General features: G+C 50.2%; 17 protein-coding genes. 14 read left to right on the forward strand and 3 right to left on the reverse strand.

Annotated features, from left to right (window positions below; genetic code table 11):
* Positions 1-11: 11 nt before the first annotated feature.
* From citD to uspG, 10 genes are all read left to right on the forward strand, one after another.
* Positions 12-308: a citrate lyase acyl carrier protein gene (citD, locus tag H9644_RS12560; protein ID WP_000700703.1), complete on the forward strand. Its 297-nt coding sequence runs from the start codon at positions 12-14 to the stop codon at positions 306-308.
* Positions 305-1,213, forward strand: a complete 909-nt coding sequence (gene citE / locus H9644_RS12565) for a citrate (pro-3S)-lyase subunit beta (RefSeq protein ID WP_000622357.1) — start codon at positions 305-307, stop codon at positions 1,211-1,213. Before citD ends, citE begins: the two co-directional genes overlap by 4 nt.
* A 10-nt stretch (positions 1,214-1,223) precedes the next feature.
* Positions 1,224-2,756 (forward strand): citrate lyase subunit alpha, encoded by a 1,533-nt coding sequence (citF, locus tag H9644_RS12570; RefSeq protein ID WP_191774760.1) that lies wholly within the window; start codon positions 1,224-1,226, stop codon positions 2,754-2,756.
* A 3-nt stretch (positions 2,757-2,759) separates the two neighbouring features.
* On the forward strand, positions 2,760-3,311 hold the full coding sequence (gene citX / locus H9644_RS12575) for a citrate lyase holo-[acyl-carrier protein] synthase (RefSeq protein ID WP_000550408.1): 552 nt from the start codon (positions 2,760-2,762) through the stop codon (positions 3,309-3,311).
* Positions 3,286-4,164, forward strand: coding sequence for a triphosphoribosyl-dephospho-CoA synthase CitG (gene citG / locus H9644_RS12580; protein ID WP_064528982.1), 879 nt, complete (start codon positions 3,286-3,288; stop codon positions 4,162-4,164). The genes citX and citG overlap by 26 nt, the downstream gene beginning before the upstream one ends.
* A gap of 50 nt (positions 4,165-4,214) precedes the next feature.
* Entirely contained in the window at positions 4,215-5,678 is a 1,464-nt protein-coding gene (citT, locus tag H9644_RS12585; RefSeq protein WP_191774762.1) for a citrate/succinate antiporter CitT, read from the forward strand.
* Between the two features lie 112 nt (positions 5,679-5,790).
* Positions 5,791-6,597 carry a ribonuclease I gene (gene rna / locus H9644_RS12590; protein WP_064528984.1) on the forward strand — a complete coding sequence of 269 codons (807 nt, stop codon included), beginning with the start codon at positions 5,791-5,793 and terminating at the stop codon, positions 6,595-6,597.
* Between the two features lie 229 nt (positions 6,598-6,826).
* Positions 6,827-7,237 (forward strand): nucleoside diphosphate kinase regulator, encoded by a 411-nt coding sequence (gene rnk / locus H9644_RS12595; RefSeq protein WP_064528985.1) that lies wholly within the window; start codon positions 6,827-6,829, stop codon positions 7,235-7,237.
* Between the two features lie 141 nt (positions 7,238-7,378).
* The gene (yldA, locus tag H9644_RS21965) at positions 7,379-7,468 is read left to right on the forward strand and encodes a small membrane protein YldA (RefSeq protein ID WP_368027512.1); all 90 of its coding nucleotides are present in this window, start codon (positions 7,379-7,381) and stop codon (positions 7,466-7,468) included.
* A 123-nt stretch (positions 7,469-7,591) separates the two neighbouring features.
* The gene (uspG, locus tag H9644_RS12600; RefSeq protein ID WP_064528986.1) at positions 7,592-8,020 is read left to right on the forward strand and encodes a universal stress protein UspG; all 429 of its coding nucleotides are present in this window, start codon (positions 7,592-7,594) and stop codon (positions 8,018-8,020) included.
* A 119-nt stretch (positions 8,021-8,139) separates the two neighbouring features.
* Here uspG and ahpF read toward each other — a convergent pair whose 3' ends face one another.
* Complete coding sequence (gene ahpF / locus H9644_RS12605) at positions 8,140-9,705, reverse strand: alkyl hydroperoxide reductase subunit F (RefSeq protein WP_064528987.1); 1,566 nt, start codon at positions 9,703-9,705, stop codon at positions 8,140-8,142.
* A gap of 244 nt (positions 9,706-9,949) precedes the next feature.
* Positions 9,950-10,513, reverse strand: a complete 564-nt coding sequence (gene ahpC / locus H9644_RS12610; protein WP_000052796.1) for an alkyl hydroperoxide reductase subunit C — start codon at positions 10,511-10,513, stop codon at positions 9,950-9,952.
* A 373-nt stretch (positions 10,514-10,886) separates the two neighbouring features.
* Between ahpC and dsbG the strand changes: the two genes are divergently transcribed.
* The 4 genes from dsbG to H9644_RS12630 all read left to right on the forward strand — a co-directional run bounded on the left by dsbG (position 10,887) and on the right by H9644_RS12630 (position 14,714).
* The gene (gene dsbG, locus H9644_RS12615) at positions 10,887-11,633 is read left to right on the forward strand and encodes a thiol:disulfide interchange protein DsbG (RefSeq protein ID WP_191774764.1); all 747 of its coding nucleotides are present in this window, start codon (positions 10,887-10,889) and stop codon (positions 11,631-11,633) included.
* A gap of 209 nt (positions 11,634-11,842) precedes the next feature.
* A complete protein-coding gene (gene citR, locus H9644_RS12620) occupies positions 11,843-12,745 on the forward strand; it encodes a DNA-binding transcriptional repressor CitR (RefSeq protein WP_191774766.1) in 903 nt (300 codons plus the stop codon).
* Positions 12,746-12,891: 146 nt separating this feature from the next.
* Positions 12,892-14,112, forward strand: a complete 1,221-nt coding sequence (locus H9644_RS12625; RefSeq protein WP_191774768.1) for a phosphoadenosine phosphosulfate reductase — start codon at positions 12,892-12,894, stop codon at positions 14,110-14,112.
* On the forward strand, positions 14,085-14,714 hold the full coding sequence (locus tag H9644_RS12630; RefSeq protein ID WP_191774771.1) for an IbrB-like domain-containing protein: 630 nt from the start codon (positions 14,085-14,087) through the stop codon (positions 14,712-14,714). Before H9644_RS12625 ends, H9644_RS12630 begins: the two co-directional genes overlap by 28 nt.
* Here the strand turns inward: H9644_RS12630 and ybdL are convergent, their stop codons facing one another.
* The gene (ybdL, locus tag H9644_RS12635; RefSeq protein ID WP_191774773.1) at positions 14,715-15,875 is read right to left on the reverse strand and encodes a methionine-oxo-acid transaminase; all 1,161 of its coding nucleotides are present in this window, start codon (positions 15,873-15,875) and stop codon (positions 14,715-14,717) included.
* Between the last annotated feature and the right edge of the window lie 96 nt (positions 15,876-15,971).

Below are 15,971 nucleotides of genomic sequence, written 5' to 3' on the forward strand. Positions count from 1 at the left end.
ACAGGTGAAAAATGAAAATAAACCAGCCCGCCGTTGCAGGCACCCTTGAGTCTGGGGATGTGATGATACGCATCGCCCCTCTCGATACGCAGGATATCGACCTGCAGATCAACAGCAGCGTTGAGAAACAGTTTGGCGATGCGATTCGCACCACCATTCTGGACGTTCTCGCCCGCTATAACGTGCGCGGCGTACAGCTGAATGTCGATGACAAAGGCGCACTGGACTGCATTTTACGTGCACGACTGGAAGCCCTGCTGGCGCGCGCCAGCGGTATCCCGGCTCTGCCATGGGAGGATTGCCAATGATTTCCGCTTCGCTGCAACAACGTAAAACCCGCACCCGCCGCAGCATGCTGTTCGTGCCTGGTGCTAATGCCGCGATGGTCAGCAACTCCTTCATCTACCCGGCAGATGCTCTGATGTTCGACCTGGAAGACTCCGTGGCATTGCGTGAAAAAGACACCGCACGTCGCATGGTCTACCACGCGCTGCAACATCCGCTGTATCGCGATATCGAAACCATCGTACGTGTTAACGCACTGGATTCTGAATGGGGCGTTAACGACCTGGAAGCCGTCGTTCGCGGCGGCGCAGACGTTGTGCGTTTGCCGAAAACCGATACCGCTCAGGACGTTCTGGATATCGAAAAAGAGATCCTGCGTATTGAAAAAGCCTGCGGTCGTGAACCTGGCAGCACAGGGCTGCTGGCGGCGATTGAATCTCCGCTGGGCATTACCCGCGCGGTGGAAATCGCTCACGCTTCCGAGCGTTTGATCGGGATCGCCCTTGGCGCAGAAGACTACGTGCGCAACCTGCGTACAGAACGCTCTCCGGAAGGAACTGAACTGCTGTTCGCTCGCTGCTCTATTTTGCAGGCCGCGCGCTCTGCGGGTATTCAGGCGTTCGATACCGTCTATTCCGACGCCAACAACGAAGCCGGATTCCTGCAAGAAGCCGCCCACATCAAACAACTGGGCTTTGACGGCAAATCGCTGATCAACCCGCGTCAGATTGATCTGCTGCACAACCTCTACGCACCAACCCAGAAAGAAGTGGATCACGCACGCCGCGTTGTAGAAGCCGCTGAAGCCGCCGCTCGCGAAGGCCTCGGCGTCGTTTCCCTGAACGGCAAGATGGTTGACGGTCCGGTTATCGATCGCGCCCGTCTGGTGCTCTCCCGTGCAGAACTTTCCGGCATCCGCGAAGAATAAGGCAATCAAAATGACGCAGAAAATTGAACAATCTCAACGACAAGAACGGGTAGCGGCCTGGAATCGTCGCGCTGAATGCGATCTTGCCGCTTTCCAGAACTCGCCAAAGCAAACCTGGCAGGCTGAAAAAGCGCGCGATCGTAAACTGTGCGCCAACCTGGAAGAAGCGATTCGTCGCTCTGGTTTGCAAGATGGTATGACCGTCTCCTTCCACCACGCTTTTCGTGGCGGTGACCTGACCGTCAATATGGTGATGGACGTCATCGCTAAGATGGGCTTTAAAAACCTGACCCTGGCGTCCAGCTCCCTGAGTGATTGCCATGCACCGCTGGTGGAACATATTCGTCAGGGTGTGGTTACCCGTATTTATACTTCCGGCCTGCGCGGCCCACTGGCGGAAGAAATCTCCCGTGGTCTGCTAGCTGAACCGGTGCAAATCCACTCCCACGGCGGTCGCGTGCATCTGGTACAGAGCGGCGAACTGAGCATCGACGTGGCTTTCCTCGGCGTCCCGTCCTGTGACGAATTCGGTAATGCCAACGGCTACACCGGAAAAGCCTGTTGCGGCTCCCTCGGTTATGCAATGGTCGATGCCGACAATGCGAAACAGGTGGTGATGCTCACCGAAGAACTGCTGCCTTATCCGCATAACCCGGCGAGCATTGAACAGGATCAGGTTGATCTGATCGTCAAAGTTGAGCGTGTCGGCGATGCCGCGAAAATCGGCGCAGGCGCGACCCGTATGACCACTAACCCGCGCGAACTGCTGATTGCCCGCCTCGCCGCGGATGTGATTGTCAACTCTGGCTACTTTAAAGAAGGTTTCTCCATGCAAACCGGTACTGGCGGCGCTTCGCTGGCGGTAACCCGTTTCCTGGAAGACAAAATGCGCAGCCGCGATATTCGCGCCGACTTCGCCCTCGGCGGCATTACCGCCACGATGGTTGATCTGCATGAAAAAGGGCTGATCCGCAAACTGCTGGACGTCCAGAGCTTTGACGGTCAAGCCGCACAGTCACTGGCGCGTAATCCGAACCACATCGAAATCAGCGCCAACCAGTACGCTAACTGGGGCTCTAAAGGTGCATCGGTTGATCGTCTCGACGTGGTGGTACTGAGCGCGCTGGAAATTGACACTCAGTTCAACGTTAACGTGCTGACTGGTTCTGATGGCGTGCTGCGTGGCGCTTCCGGCGGTCACTGCGATACCGCAATTGCCTCTGCGCTTTCCATCATTGTTGCACCGCTGGTGCGCGGTCGTATCCCGACTCTGGTGGATAACGTGCTGACCTGCATTACCCCGGGGTCCAGCGTCGATATTCTGGTCACCGACCACGGCATCGCTGTTAACCCGGCACGTCCGGAACTGGCAGAACGTCTGCAGGAAGCTGGCATTAAAGTGGTTTCCATTGAGTGGCTGCGCGAACGTGCGCGTCTGCTGACCGGTGAACCACAGCCGATTGAATTCACCGACCGCGTCGTTGCCGTCGTGCGCTACCGCGATGGCTCGGTGATTGACGTTGTGCATCAGGTGAAGGAATAAGCCATGCACCTGCTCCCTGAACTCGCCAGCCACCATGCGGTTTCAATTCCCGAGCTGCTCGTCAGCCGGGATGAAAGGCAAGCGCGGCAACACGCCTGGCTCAAGCGCCATCCTGTTCCACTGGTTTCCTTTACTGTGGTTGCGCCGGGTCCGATTAAAGACAGCGAGGTCACACGCCGAATTTTTAATCATGGCGTAACTGCCCTGCGCGCTTTAGCCGCAAAACAGGGCTGGCAAATTCAGGAGCAGGCTGCACTGGTTTCCGCCAGCGGGCCAGAGGGCATGTTGAGCATTGCCGCTCCAGCTCGCGACCTCAAGCTCGCAACCATTGAGCTTGAGCATAGTCATCCTCTCGGGCGTTTATGGGATATCGATGTCCTGACGCCCGAAGGCGAAATTCTCTCCCGCCGCGATTATTCGCTGCCGCCTCGCCGCTGCCTGCTGTGCGAGCAAAGTGCAGCCGTCTGTGCGCGTGGGAAGACCCACCAACTGACCGATTTACTCAACCGCATGGAGGCGCTGCTGAACGATGTCGATGCCTGCAACGTCAACTAAAACCACAAAGCTTGCTGCGTCATTAATCAATGACTACGCCCTGTTGGGCTGGCGCGCCATGCTGACTGAAGTCAATCTGTCACCGAAACCAGGCCTGGTGGATCGCATTAACTGCGGTGCGCACAAAGATATGGCGCTGGAAGATTTCCACCGTAGCGCACTGGCGATCCAGGGTTGGTTACCCCGTTTTATCGAATTTGGTGCCTGTAGTGCAGAAATGGCACCCGAAGCAGTACTCAACGGATTACGCCCAATTGGTATGGCCTGTGAAGGCGATATGTTCCGCGCCACTGCGGGCGTAAACACCCATAAAGGCAGCATTTTCTCTTTAGGGCTGGTATGCGCAGCAATTGGCCGTTTGCATCAGCTCAACCAACCGGTAACGCCAGCCACCATTTGTGCGACGGCGGCAAGTTTCTGCCGTGGTCTGACCGAGCGCGAACTGCGTACCAATAATCAACAACTGACCGCAGGTCAACGGTTGTACCAGCAACTTGGCCTTACCGGTGCGCGCGGTGAAGCTGAAGCGGGTTATCCGCTGGTTATCAAGCACGCCCTGCCGCACTACCTCACTCTGCTGGATCAGGGGCTAGATCCTGAACTGGCATTGCTCGATACCTTACTGCTACTGATGGCGATGAACGGCGATACCAACGTTGCATCGCGCGGTGGCGAGGGGGGCCTGCGCTGGCTACAGCGCGAGGCGCAAACATTATTGCAAAAAGGGGGCATCCGAACCCCCGCCGATCTCGATTATCTCCGGCAGTTCGACAGGGAGTGTATCGAACGAAATCTCAGCCCCGGCGGCAGCGCCGACCTGCTGATTCTTACCTGGTTTTTAGCACAGATTTAATAATTTAAGCACTTGATAAATTTGGAAATATTAATTTTCGGAGAACCCGTATGTCTTTAGCAAAAGATAATATATGGAAATTATTGACCCCACTGGTGGTGATGGGTGTCATGTTTCTTATCCCTGTCCCCGACGGTATGCCGCCGCAGGCATGGCATTATTTCGCTGTGTTTGTGGCAATGATTGTCGGAATGATCCTCGAGCCAATCCCGGCAACAGCGATCAGTTTTATTGCAGTAACCATTTGCGTTATTGGCAGTAATTACCTGCTTTTTGACGCCAAAGAATTGGCTGACCCAGCGTTTAATGCCCAAAAACAGGCGCTAAAATGGGGACTGGCTGGTTTTTCCAGTACCACCGTCTGGCTGGTATTTGGCGCATTTATCTTTGCGTTAGGATATGAAGTTTCTGGATTAGGCCGTCGTATTGCCCTTTTTCTGGTGAAATTCATGGGTAAACGCACGCTGACGTTAGGTTATGCGATTGTCATTATCGACATTCTGCTGGCGCCGTTTACACCGTCTAACACTGCGCGTACCGGCGGAACCGTTTTCCCGGTCATTAAAAACCTACCGCCGCTGTTTAAATCATTCCCCAACGATCCGTCTTCCCGACGCATTGGCGGTTATTTAATGTGGATGATGGTCATCAGTACCAGTCTTAGCTCCTCCATGTTTGTCACCGGCGCGGCGCCGAACGTGCTGGGCCTGGAATTCGTCAGCAAAATTGCCGGTATCCAGATTAGCTGGTTACAGTGGTTCCTCTGCTTCCTGCCGGTTGGGGTTATCTTACTCATCATTGCGCCGTGGCTTTCCTACGTGCTGTACAAACCGGAAGTTACCCATAGTGAAGAAGTCGCCACCTGGGCAGGCGATGAGCTGAAAACCATGGGGCGTCTGACACGCAGAGAATGGACGCTGATTGGCCTTGTATTACTCAGCTTAGGTTTGTGGGTATTTGGCAGCGAAGTGATTAATGCCACTGCGGTTGGCCTGCTGGCAGTTTCGCTGATGCTGGCGCTGCACGTTGTACCGTGGAAAGACATTACCCGTTATAACAGCGCATGGAACACGCTGGTTAACCTGGCAACACTTGTCGTCATGGCTAATGGCCTGACTCGTTCCGGATTTATCGACTGGTTCGCCAGCACCATGAGTACGCACCTGGAAGGTTTTTCGCCGAACGCGACGGTTATCGTCCTCGTGCTGGTGTTCTATTTTGCTCACTACCTGTTTGCCAGCCTGTCTGCGCACACTGCAACCATGCTGCCAGTTATTCTGGCCGTCGGTAAAGGTATTCCCGGTGTTCCGATGGAACAACTGTGTATTCTGCTGGTGCTGTCTATCGGTATCATGGGCTGTCTGACCCCATATGCTACTGGCCCAGGTGTGATTATTTACGGCTGTGGCTATGTGAAATCGAAAGATTACTGGCGTCTTGGCGCTATCTTCGGGGTCATCTACATTTCAATGTTGTTGCTCGTAGGCTGGCCAATTCTCGCCATGTGGAACTAATACGTTCGGCAAACGCTGAATAAATCACCGCGCCCGCCAGGTTAGCCAACCAGGCGGGCTTTTTTATGATTTAATAGATAGTATTCAGTGTATGTATGAGTCCACACCCATTATGAAAGCATTCTGGCGTAACGCCGCTTTACTGGCGGTTTCTCTACTTCCCTTCTCTTCTGCCAACGCCATTGCGTTGCAAGCAAAACAGTATGGCGATTTTGATCGTTACGTTTTAGCGCTTTCCTGGCAAACCGGCTTTTGCCAGAGTCAGCACGATCGAAATCGTAACGAACGCGATGAGTGTCGCCTGCAAACCGAAACGACCGACAAGGCCGATTTCCTGACCGTACACGGCCTGTGGCCCGGACTGCCTAAATCGGTTGCTGCTCGTGGTGTTGATGAACGCCGCTGGATGCGCTTCGGCTGCGCCACTCGCCCAGTCCCAAACCTGCCGGAAGCGCGCGCCAGCCGGATGTGTTCTTCACCGGAAACCGGATTATCGCTGGAAACAGCAGCTAAATTGAGTGAAGTTATGCCGGGCGCAGGTGGCCGTTCCTGTCTGGAACGTTATGAATACGCGAAACACGGCGCCTGCTTTGGTTTTGATCCGGATGCTTACTTCGGTACGATGGTACGACTGAATCAAGAGGTAAAAGAGAGCGCAGCCGGAAAATTCCTCGCGGATAACTATGGTAAAACCGTGAGCCGCAGTGACTTTGACGATGCCTTTGCCAAAAGCTGGGGGAAAGAGAACGTCAAAGCGGTCAAGTTAACGTGCCAGGGTAATCCGGCATATTTGACTGAAATCCAGATTTCAATCAAAGCTGATGCCATCAATGCGCCGCTCTCGGCAAGCTCATTCTTGCCACAACCTCACCCAGGCAACTGTGGCAAAGCCTTTGTGATTGATAAAGCTGGTTATTAATCCTCTGATTTACAAAACATGCTAATTCGTCTTCCATAAACCATGACGATTAAGATTTATACATAATGCGCTGCATTGAGGAATTCCCTGAATGTGACGCAAATCACTTCAAAGAGTGAGCAACAGTCAGTATCATCATATGAGTTAAACCCTCGCCGCCTGACGGTGAGGGTTTTCTTTTGGGTATGTTTATCTGCGACACTCGCAGTACCGACGACATGGAGTAAAAATGTCCAGACCAACAATCATCATTAACGACCTGGATGCCGAACGCATCGATATTCTGCTGGAGCAACCTGCCTATGCCGGTTTGCCAATCGCCGACGCGTTAAACGCAGAGTTGGATCGCGCCCAAATGTGTTCGCCAGAAGAGATGCCACACGATGTGGTGACGATGAACAGCCGGGTTAAATTCCGCAATCTTAGCGATGGCGAAGTCCGTGTGCGTACACTGGTGTATCCGGCAAAGATGACCGACAGCAATACTCAACTTTCCGTTATGGCTCCAGTTGGCGCTGCACTGTTGGGGCTGCGCGTTGGCGATACCATCCACTGGGAACTTCCGGGCGGTAGCGCAACTCACCTTGAAGTGCTGGAACTCGAATACCAGCCTGAAGCCGCTGGCGACTACCTGCTTTAATCCCATCTGCACAAGCGTTATTCGCTTTGCCCAGAGGATGCTTCTGCATCCTCTTTCCGCTTAAATATCAACCAGACTTATCATTTTCCTCTTCACCGCTGCGTTCTAATCTGAACAAGTTATTCACCTGCGGATCCCCCTATGAGCGAAGCTCTCGGTATTACTGCGTTTTATATATTCATTGCAGCAATTATTGTTGTGGCAGTGCTATATCTTGAACAACGCTGGTAGTGGCTGACTTAATTCATTTTCCAGATCAATTGCTATTCCAGATCAAATCAACTTCGCAAATCATAGAATCATAATCAATAATGTGCTGTTATATGTTCATGCAATAGCAAGGAGGGAATGCTTATGTACAAAACAATCATTATGCCAGTAGACGTATTTGAAATGGAATTGAGCGACAAAGCAGTTCGTCACGCTGAATTTCTCGCCCAGGATGATGGCGTAATTCATTTACTCCATGTATTACCGGGCGCCGCAAGCCTTAGTCTGCACCGTTTTGCTGCTGATGTGCGTCGTTTCGAAGAGCATTTGCAACATGAAGCCGAAGAACGCCTACAGACAATGGTCGGCCATTTCAATATTGATCCATCCCGTATCAAAACACATGTCCGTTTTGGTAGCGTGCGAGATGAAGTGAACGAGTTAGCTAAAGAACTGGATGCGGATGTCGTGGTTATCGGTTCACGAAACCCATCGATTTCAACCCATCTGTTAGGTTCCAACGCTTCCAACGTGATCCGCCACGCCAATCTGCCGGTATTAGTTGTTCGTTAACAAATTAACGCATTTATGACGCCCTGCCCTGAGCAATCCTGGCAGGGCGTTTTTTTATAAAAAAAGCCGCCAGGTTTGACCCCAGCGGCTAAACAATTGCAGGTGAATCTTACTTCTTCTTATGCAGTTTTGGTGCGAATCAGGTAGTCAAAAGCACTCAGAGAGGCTTTAGCACCTTCGCCAGTAGCGATGATGATCTGTTTGTACGGAACAGTCGTACAGTCACCGGCAGCGAACACACCTTTAACGTTGGTTTCGCATTTCGCATCGATGATTATCTCGCCCATACGATTACGTTCTACTGCGCCTTCCAGCCAGTTGGTGTTCGGCAGCAAACCAATCTGGACGAAAATACCGGCCAGTTCGATGTTGTGAATATCGCCGCTGACACGATCACGGTATTCCAGACCTACGACTTTACTGCCGTCGCCTTTCACTTCCGTGGTTTGCGCGTTCAGAATGATGTCGACGTTTTTCAGGCTACGCAGCTTGTCCTGCAGAACCTGGTCGGCTTTCATTTCTGGGGCAAATTCCAGCAGGGTTACGTGCTCAACGATACCCGCCAGGTCGATTGCCGCTTCAACACCGGAGTTACCGCCGCCGATGACCGCCACGCGTTTTCCTTTAAACAGTGGGCCGTCGCAGTGCGGACAATAGGTTACGCCTTTGGTGCGATACTGATCTTCACCCGGAACGTTCATGTTGCGCCATTTTGCACCGGTCGCCACGATAATGCTGCGAGCTTTCAGTACCGCGCCAGAAGCCGTTTCAATCTGATGTAAGCCGCCTTCAACCGCCGCCGGAATCAGTTTGCTCGCGCTCTGGCTGTCGATCACATCAACATCGTATTCATCAACGTGAACCTTCAGCGCGCCTGCCAGTTTCTGGCCTTCGGTTTTCGGTACAGAAATGTAGTTTTCGATATCAACAGTATCAAGGATCTGACCGCCGAAACGTTCGCCCATCAGACCAGTACGGATACCTTTACGTGCGGAGTAAATTGCTGCCGCTGCGCCCGCCGGGCCAGAGCCAACGATTAATACGTCATAAGCATCACGCTTATTCAGCTCTTCTGCCGCACGTTTTTCAGCGCCAGTATCGATTTTGGCAACGATTTCGGAAATGGTCATTCGGCCCTGACCAAACTCTTTACCGTTTACGAACACTGCAGGAACACCCATCACGTTACGATCGGTGATCTCGTTCTGGAACGTGCCGCCATCAATCGCCGTGTGCTTAATACGCGGGTTCAGTACGCTCATCAGGTTCAGCGCCTGCACCACGTCCGGGCAGTTGTGACAGGAGAGCGAGTAATAAGTTTCGAATTCAAAATCACCGTCAATATGGCGAATCTGCTCCAGCAGAGACTGCGCTTCTTTCGACGGATGACCACCGGTCCATAGCAGTGCCAGTACCAGCGAGGTGAACTCATGACCCAGCGGGGAGCCTGCAAAACGCGGCCCCTGGTTAGAGCCTGGGTTGGTGATCAGGAAAGACGGCTTACGCACCGGTAAGTTGTTATCTTCTTTAAAGGTGACTTTGTCTGACAGTTCTGCGATTTCAGCCAACAGTTCCTTGATTTCTGCCGATTTAGCGCTGTCATCCAGCGTGGCAATCAACTCAACAGGCTTAGTCAATTTCTCAAGGTAAGCCTTGAGTTGAGTTTTCATATTTGTGTCGAGCATGTTTATCTCCTGGGCTTTAAACATCATCATGCAAGCGGCCTCTGCGGCTACCTGGATGCAGCTTGCATCATGGTGCGGGGAAGAAAATCGGGTGCCGCAGCACCCGATTAATTAGGTGAATTTCCTAAGTATTTCGTGTCAGAGCAAGGTGGCTAGCCTGTGAATCCCCGGGAGCTTACACAAGTAAGTGACCGGGGTGAACGGGCGACGCCAACGCCGCTATGGCACGAAAGACGAAGGAAATTTAGATTTTACCAACCAGGTCCAGAGATGGAGCCAGAGTTGCTTCACCTTCTTTCCATTTAGCCGGGCAAACTTCACCTGGGTGAGAAGCTACATACTGAGCTGCTTTGATTTTACGCAGCAGGTCAGACGCGTCACGGCCAATGCCTTCAGCGGTAACTTCGATAGCCTGGATGATACCCTGCGGGTCAACTACGAAGGTCGCACGGTCAGCCAGACCTTCGTCTTCACGCATGTTGTCGAAGTTACGGGTCAGGGCGCCAGTCGGGTCGCCGATCATCGCATATTTGATTTTAGCGATAGTTTCAGAGCTGCTGTGCCATGCTTTGTGAGTGAAGTGAGTATCGGTAGATACTGCGTATACGTCTACGCCCAGTTTCTGCAGTTCTTCGTAGTGGTCAGCAACGTCACCCAGTTCGGTCGGGCATACGAAAGTAAAGTCAGCCGGGTAGAAGAAGAAGACGCTCCAGCGGCCTTCGGTGTCTTTCTCGGTGATTTCGATGAATTCGCCGTTTTTGAATGCCTGGTTTTTAAAAGGTTTAATTTTGGTGTTAATCAAGGACATCTATACTTCCTCCGTGTTTTCGATGAGATGTAAGGTAACCAATTTTTGCCGATTCGGCTAATGCGTTTCCATTATCAAATCGATAAGTTTTACCTTACAACCTTCGTAAGACAACTTTGTGAACTTTGCACCGCCAGCGGCGATAAAAAGTAAAATGGGACCCCTTTCCAGGTGGCCGCGTAACCTGAACTACCCTTTGGTATCTTCAGCGCCTGTTCAGCAGGCTGCGGTGTTGCGATGACGATCGCAACGACGAGAGGGATTACAACACCCTCATAAACAAAGGGCAATCACCTGTTCTAAGCTCTTACCTATGACAGTGATAGGTTATGCCTTTTACTCAAATTTTGCACTGACTGAAAAGGACAAATTAATGTTAAAAAAGATACTTTTACTGGCACTGCTTCCTGCCGTCGCCTTCGCAGAGGAACTCCCGGCCCCAGTAAAAGCGATTGAGAAACAGGGCATTACGATTATCAAATCGTTCGATGCCCCCGGAGGAATGAAAGGTTATCTCGGAAAGTATCAGGATATGGGGGTCACCATCTACCTGACTCCAGATGGTAAGCACGCTATCTCTGGTTACATGTACAACGAAAAAGGTGAAAACCTGAGTAACACGCTTATCGAAAAAGAGATTTATGCGCCAGCCGGTCGTGAAATGTGGCAACGGATGGAGCAATCCCACTGGATCCTCGACGGTAAAAAAGACGCGCCGGTCATTGTCTACGTCTTCGCCGATCCATTTTGTCCGTATTGTAAACAATTCTGGCAACAGGCTCGCCCGTGGGTTGAGGCTGGCAAAGTTCAGCTTCGCACACTACTGGTTGGCGTAATCAAACCGGAAAGCCCAGCTACTGCTGCGGCGATCCTCGCGGCTAAAGATCCGGCTAAAGCATGGCAAGAGTATGAAGCATCAGACAAGAAGCTAAAGCTAAAAATCCCTGCCACCGTTGGCGTAGAGCAGATGAAAATCTTAAGCGCCAATGAAAAACTGATGGATGAACTTGGCGCAAACGTCACGCCTGCTATCTATTACATGAGTCCGGAGAATACACTGCAACAGGCGGTCGGATTACCGGATAAAAAGACCTTAAATATCATCATGGGAAATAAATAACATCAAATCATGGATAACTGAAATACATACAGTATTTCAGTTATCCTGAAAACCGCAATAATTGCTCACAAACAATAAACCGACTATGCTATTTTAGAAAAACTTAATCATGAATTAAGTAAAAAAACATAATAAATAAAAATACATGACTTCGCATTATTAGTTTAATGAATATTACGATGAGTGCAATGATATAAATGGAGTGCATCATGGCCAATCTTTACGACTTAAAAAAATTTGATTTGAATTTACTGGTAATTTTCGAGTGCATTTACCAACATCTCAGCATTAGTAAGGCTGCAGAATCACTATATATAACGCCCTCTGCTGTTAGTCAGTCTCTACAACGCTTACGTACGCAATTTAATGATCCTTTGTTTATTCGTGCCGGAAAAGGTATTGCGCCAACAACTACTGGGTTAAATCTTCATCATCATCTTGAGAAAAACCTTAGAAACCTGGAACAAACAATAAATATCGTCAATAAATCTGAATTAAAGAAAAAATTTATAATCTATGGTCCACAATTCGTCTCTGCGACAAACAGCAGCCTTTTGATCAATAGTCTGCGCCAGGATGCGGTTGTCGACATTGAACATCATGACATTATGATGGCAGTAGAAAGCGCCGAAGATTTACTGGCTTACCGTAAAGCAGATCTCGTAGTGACATTGACACCGGTTATCAGCCGTTCTGTGAGCTGTGTCCCTTTTCAGTCAATTCGTAATACGCTCATCTGTAGCACTACCCATCCGAGAATAAATGAACGGAGTACCCATGCTCAAATTCTTGATGAAGAATTTACCTTTCTGATATCTAAAATTCCTGGATTAGAAGATTTTCAGATGGAAATAGATGCACTCATGGCAAACCGTAAAATATCGTTTCGTAGCTCCTCTCTGTTTACCATTATTAATACAATTGCAGTTACCGATTTAATTGGTATTGTGCCTTACGAATTATACCGCAGTTACCATAAAATACTTCAACTGAAACAAATAAAACTTGAACAGCCATTGCCATCAAACACGCTTTATATGTCCTATAATAAAACATCATTAAATAACCTTGCCTTCTCACGATTCATTGATCGTTTGAATGACAACTTATAATAAACATCTATCTGCTAGCAAAATGTTTTTCAATGGAAAATTCACAATGTAAATACATAAAATAATATATCTTATTTGAATTTATTTACTTTATAATTAAAAAACTATCGCATTATCTACCTGTAAGGTTCAGAGAGCATCTTTAGATGTCCATTTATAAAATCCCGCTTCCCCTTAATATTTTGGAAGCAGCTCATGACCGTATTACCTGGACACTCAGCACTCTGCCCCGCGTATGTGTCTCTTTTTCTGGGGGTAAAGATTCAGGTTTAATGCTCCATCTAACCGCAGCTCTCGCCAGAAAAATGGGCAAAAAAATATACGTTCTGTTTATCGACTGGGAAGCACAGTTTTCTTGCACTATTGACTATGTTCAATCGCTACGGGAGCAGTATGCAGATGTCATCGAAACGTTTTATTGGGTGGCACTACCGTTAACAACACAAAATTCATTATCCCAATATCAACCCGAATGGCAGTGCTGGGAACCTGATGTCGAATGGGTGCGCCAGCCCCCGGAAGATGCGATAACCGATCCTGACTTTTTCCCCTTTTACCAGCCAGGCATGACTTTCGAACAATTTGTGCGCGAGTTTGCCGAATGGTTTTCACAAAAACGTCCGGCGGCGATGATGATCGGCATCAGGGCTGACGAGTCCTACAACCGTTTTGTCGCCATCGCCAGTTTAAATAAACAACGTTTTGCCGATGATAAACCCTGGACCACTGCCGCACCGGGCGGTCATAGCTGGTACATTTACCCCATCTACGACTGGAAAGTAGCCGATATATGGACCTGGTATGCAAATCATCAAAATCTCTGTAACCCACTGTATAACCTGATGTATCAGGCAGGCGTTCCTCTACGTCATATGCGAATTTGCGAACCATTTGGCCCGGAGCAACGGCAAGGATTATGGCTCTATCACGTTATCGAACCGGATCGCTGGGCTGCCATGTGCGCACGAGTCAGCGGGGTAAAAAGCGGTGGCATTTACGCCGGGCATGACAACCATTTTTATGGTCATCGGAAAATCCTCAAACCAGAGCATTTAGACTGGCAAGAGTATGCATTATTGCTGCTCAACAGCATGCCGGAGAAAACAGCTGAACATTACCGCAATAAAATCGCCATTTATTTGCACTGGTATCAGAAAAAAGGCATCGAAGTTCCACAAACCCAGCAAGGGGACATTGGCGCAAAAGATATCCCCTCCTGGCGGCGAATATGCAAAGTGTTGCTTAATAACGATTACTGGTGTCGGGCATTATCATTTAGCCCCACAAAAGCAAAAAATTATCAGCGTTATAACGAACGGATAAAAGGAAAACGTCAGGAATGGGGGATACTATGCAACAACGATTAACGCAAGATTTAACCCAATTTCTCGCCAGCTTGCCGGAAGACGATCGCATCAAAGCGATTAATGAAATCCGCATGGCGATCCATCAGGTGAGTCCTTTTCGGGAAGAGCCGGTGGATTGTGTTTTGTGGGTTAAAAACAGCCAACTTATGCCTAATGATTACAACCCAAATAACGTGGCACCACCCGAAAAAAAACTGCTGCAAAAATCCATTGAAATAGATGGTTTTACCCAACCCATTGTGGTCACGCATACGGATAAAAATGCTCTGGAAATCGTGGATGGTTTCCACCGCCATGAAATAGGTAAAAGCTCATCATCGTTAAAATTACGCCTAAAAGGTTATTTGCCGGTAACCTGCCTGGAAGGTGCGCGTAATCAGCGCATCGCCGCGACTATACGTCATAACCGCGCTCGTGGACGCCACCAAATCACGGCAATGTCGGAAATTGTCCGTGAACTATGCCAACTGGGATGGGACGATAATAAAATCGGCAAAGAGCTGGGAATGGATAGCGACGAAGTGTTGCGCCTGAAGCAAATTAACGGCCTGCAAGAACTGTTTGCCGACCGCCAATATTCCCGCGCCTGGACGGTTAAATAACTACAGCTGGCACAGGCGTTCAGCCGCCACCAGCAGCGTCGATTCCTTCTTGGCAAAACAGAGACGAATGAGTTTATGCGGAAAGGGATCGGCGCAAAACACCGACAGCGGAATCGCCGCCACGCCGTGCTCCCGCGTCAACCACTGGCAAAACTCAACATCATCCAGCGTAGAAACCGCGCTGTAATCCACCAGCAAAAAGTAAGTACCTTCGCAGGGTAAAATCTCCAGCCTGCTTTCGCTTAAGGCGTTCACCAGAATATCGCGCTTCTGGCAATAGAAGTCCGGTAACGCAAGATAATGTTCAGGTTCTGTGCGCAGCATATCGGCAAGCGCCAGTTGCGCCGGGGTATTGACCGAAAAGGTCAGATACTGATGCACCTTGCGGATCTCGGCACTGATGGGCGCTGGCGCAACGCAATAGCCCACTTTCCAGCCAGTCATATGATAGGTCTTGCCAAACGATGACACCGCCACCGCCCGCTCACACAGCTGCGGATGCGCCAGTACGCTGGCATGGCCCTGATGTGAAAAGTTGATGTGCTCGTAGACTTCATCGCTAATGACAAAAATCTCGTGCCCGGCAATCGCCTGCCACAAAGCGGCAAAATCAGCCTGCTGCCAGACAGTGGCGCTGGGATTATGCGGCGTGTTGAGGATAACCAGCCGGGTGCGCTCGCTTAACAATGCGGCAAATTCCTGCCAGTCAACGCGAAAATGCGGCGGTTGCAGCGCAATACGTTTCACTATTCCCCCCGAAAGCGCGATGGCGGGCGCGTAACTGTCATAGCTGGGATCAAAACAAATCACTTCATCACCATTGCGCACCAATGCGGTAATCGCCGCATATAACGCCTCCGTCGCCCCTGCCGTCACGGTGATGTCACTATCAGAATCCGGTTGATAGCCATAAAGCCGCGCAGTTTTCTCAGCAATCGCCTCACGTAATGCCTGCACGCCGGTCATGGGCGCGTATTGGTTTGCCCCTTGGGCAACGTGGTACGCCAGACGCTCCTGTAAATAGCGCGGACCATCAAAATCAGGAAAGCCCTGCGACAGGTTAATCGCCCGCTGCTGCTGCGCCAGGGCGCTCATCTGGCTGAAAATAGTGGTGCCAAGTTGTGGAAGTTTGCTTTGTGGAATCAGAGAGTTATTTGTCATTTTTATTGTGCCTGACGAAGTTGCGTGTTGAAGGCACTATAACACGATGCTAGTATTTGGCAATCAAGACGTTTAGATGTCTAAATAAAACAATAA

Source organism: Escherichia whittamii, assembly GCF_014836715.1.
Taxonomy (GTDB): domain Bacteria; phylum Pseudomonadota; class Gammaproteobacteria; order Enterobacterales; family Enterobacteriaceae; genus Escherichia; species Escherichia whittamii.

Bases quoted from the DNA above. Each gene is read 5' to 3' on its own strand.
- citD (WP_000700703.1), top strand. From the start codon at position 12: ATGAAAATAAACCAGCCCGCCGTTGCAGGCACCCTTGAGTCTGGGGAT.
- citE (WP_000622357.1), top strand. From the start codon at position 305: ATGATTTCCGCTTCGCTGCAACAACGTAAAACCCGCACCCGCCGCAGC.
- citF (WP_191774760.1), top strand. From the start codon at position 1,224: ATGACGCAGAAAATTGAACAATCTCAACGACAAGAACGGGTAGCGGCC.
- citX (WP_000550408.1), top strand. From the start codon at position 2,760: ATGCACCTGCTCCCTGAACTCGCCAGCCACCATGCGGTTTCAATTCCC.
- citG (WP_064528982.1), top strand. From the start codon at position 3,286: ATGTCGATGCCTGCAACGTCAACTAAAACCACAAAGCTTGCTGCGTCA.
- citT (WP_191774762.1), top strand. From the start codon at position 4,215: ATGTCTTTAGCAAAAGATAATATATGGAAATTATTGACCCCACTGGTG.
- rna (WP_064528984.1), top strand. From the start codon at position 5,791: ATGAAAGCATTCTGGCGTAACGCCGCTTTACTGGCGGTTTCTCTACTT.
- rnk (WP_064528985.1), top strand. From the start codon at position 6,827: ATGTCCAGACCAACAATCATCATTAACGACCTGGATGCCGAACGCATC.
- yldA (WP_368027512.1), top strand. From the start codon at position 7,379: ATGAGCGAAGCTCTCGGTATTACTGCGTTTTATATATTCATTGCAGCA.
- uspG (WP_064528986.1), top strand. From the start codon at position 7,592: ATGTACAAAACAATCATTATGCCAGTAGACGTATTTGAAATGGAATTG.
- ahpF (WP_064528987.1), bottom strand. From the start codon at position 9,705: ATGCTCGACACAAATATGAAAACTCAACTCAAGGCTTACCTTGAGAAA.
- ahpC (WP_000052796.1), bottom strand. From the start codon at position 10,513: ATGTCCTTGATTAACACCAAAATTAAACCTTTTAAAAACCAGGCATTC.
- dsbG (WP_191774764.1), top strand. From the start codon at position 10,887: ATGTTAAAAAAGATACTTTTACTGGCACTGCTTCCTGCCGTCGCCTTC.
- citR (WP_191774766.1), top strand. From the start codon at position 11,843: ATGGCCAATCTTTACGACTTAAAAAAATTTGATTTGAATTTACTGGTA.
- H9644_RS12625 (WP_191774768.1), top strand. From the start codon at position 12,892: ATGTCCATTTATAAAATCCCGCTTCCCCTTAATATTTTGGAAGCAGCT.
- H9644_RS12630 (WP_191774771.1), top strand. From the start codon at position 14,085: ATGGGGGATACTATGCAACAACGATTAACGCAAGATTTAACCCAATTT.
- ybdL (WP_191774773.1), bottom strand. From the start codon at position 15,875: ATGACAAATAACTCTCTGATTCCACAAAGCAAACTTCCACAACTTGGC.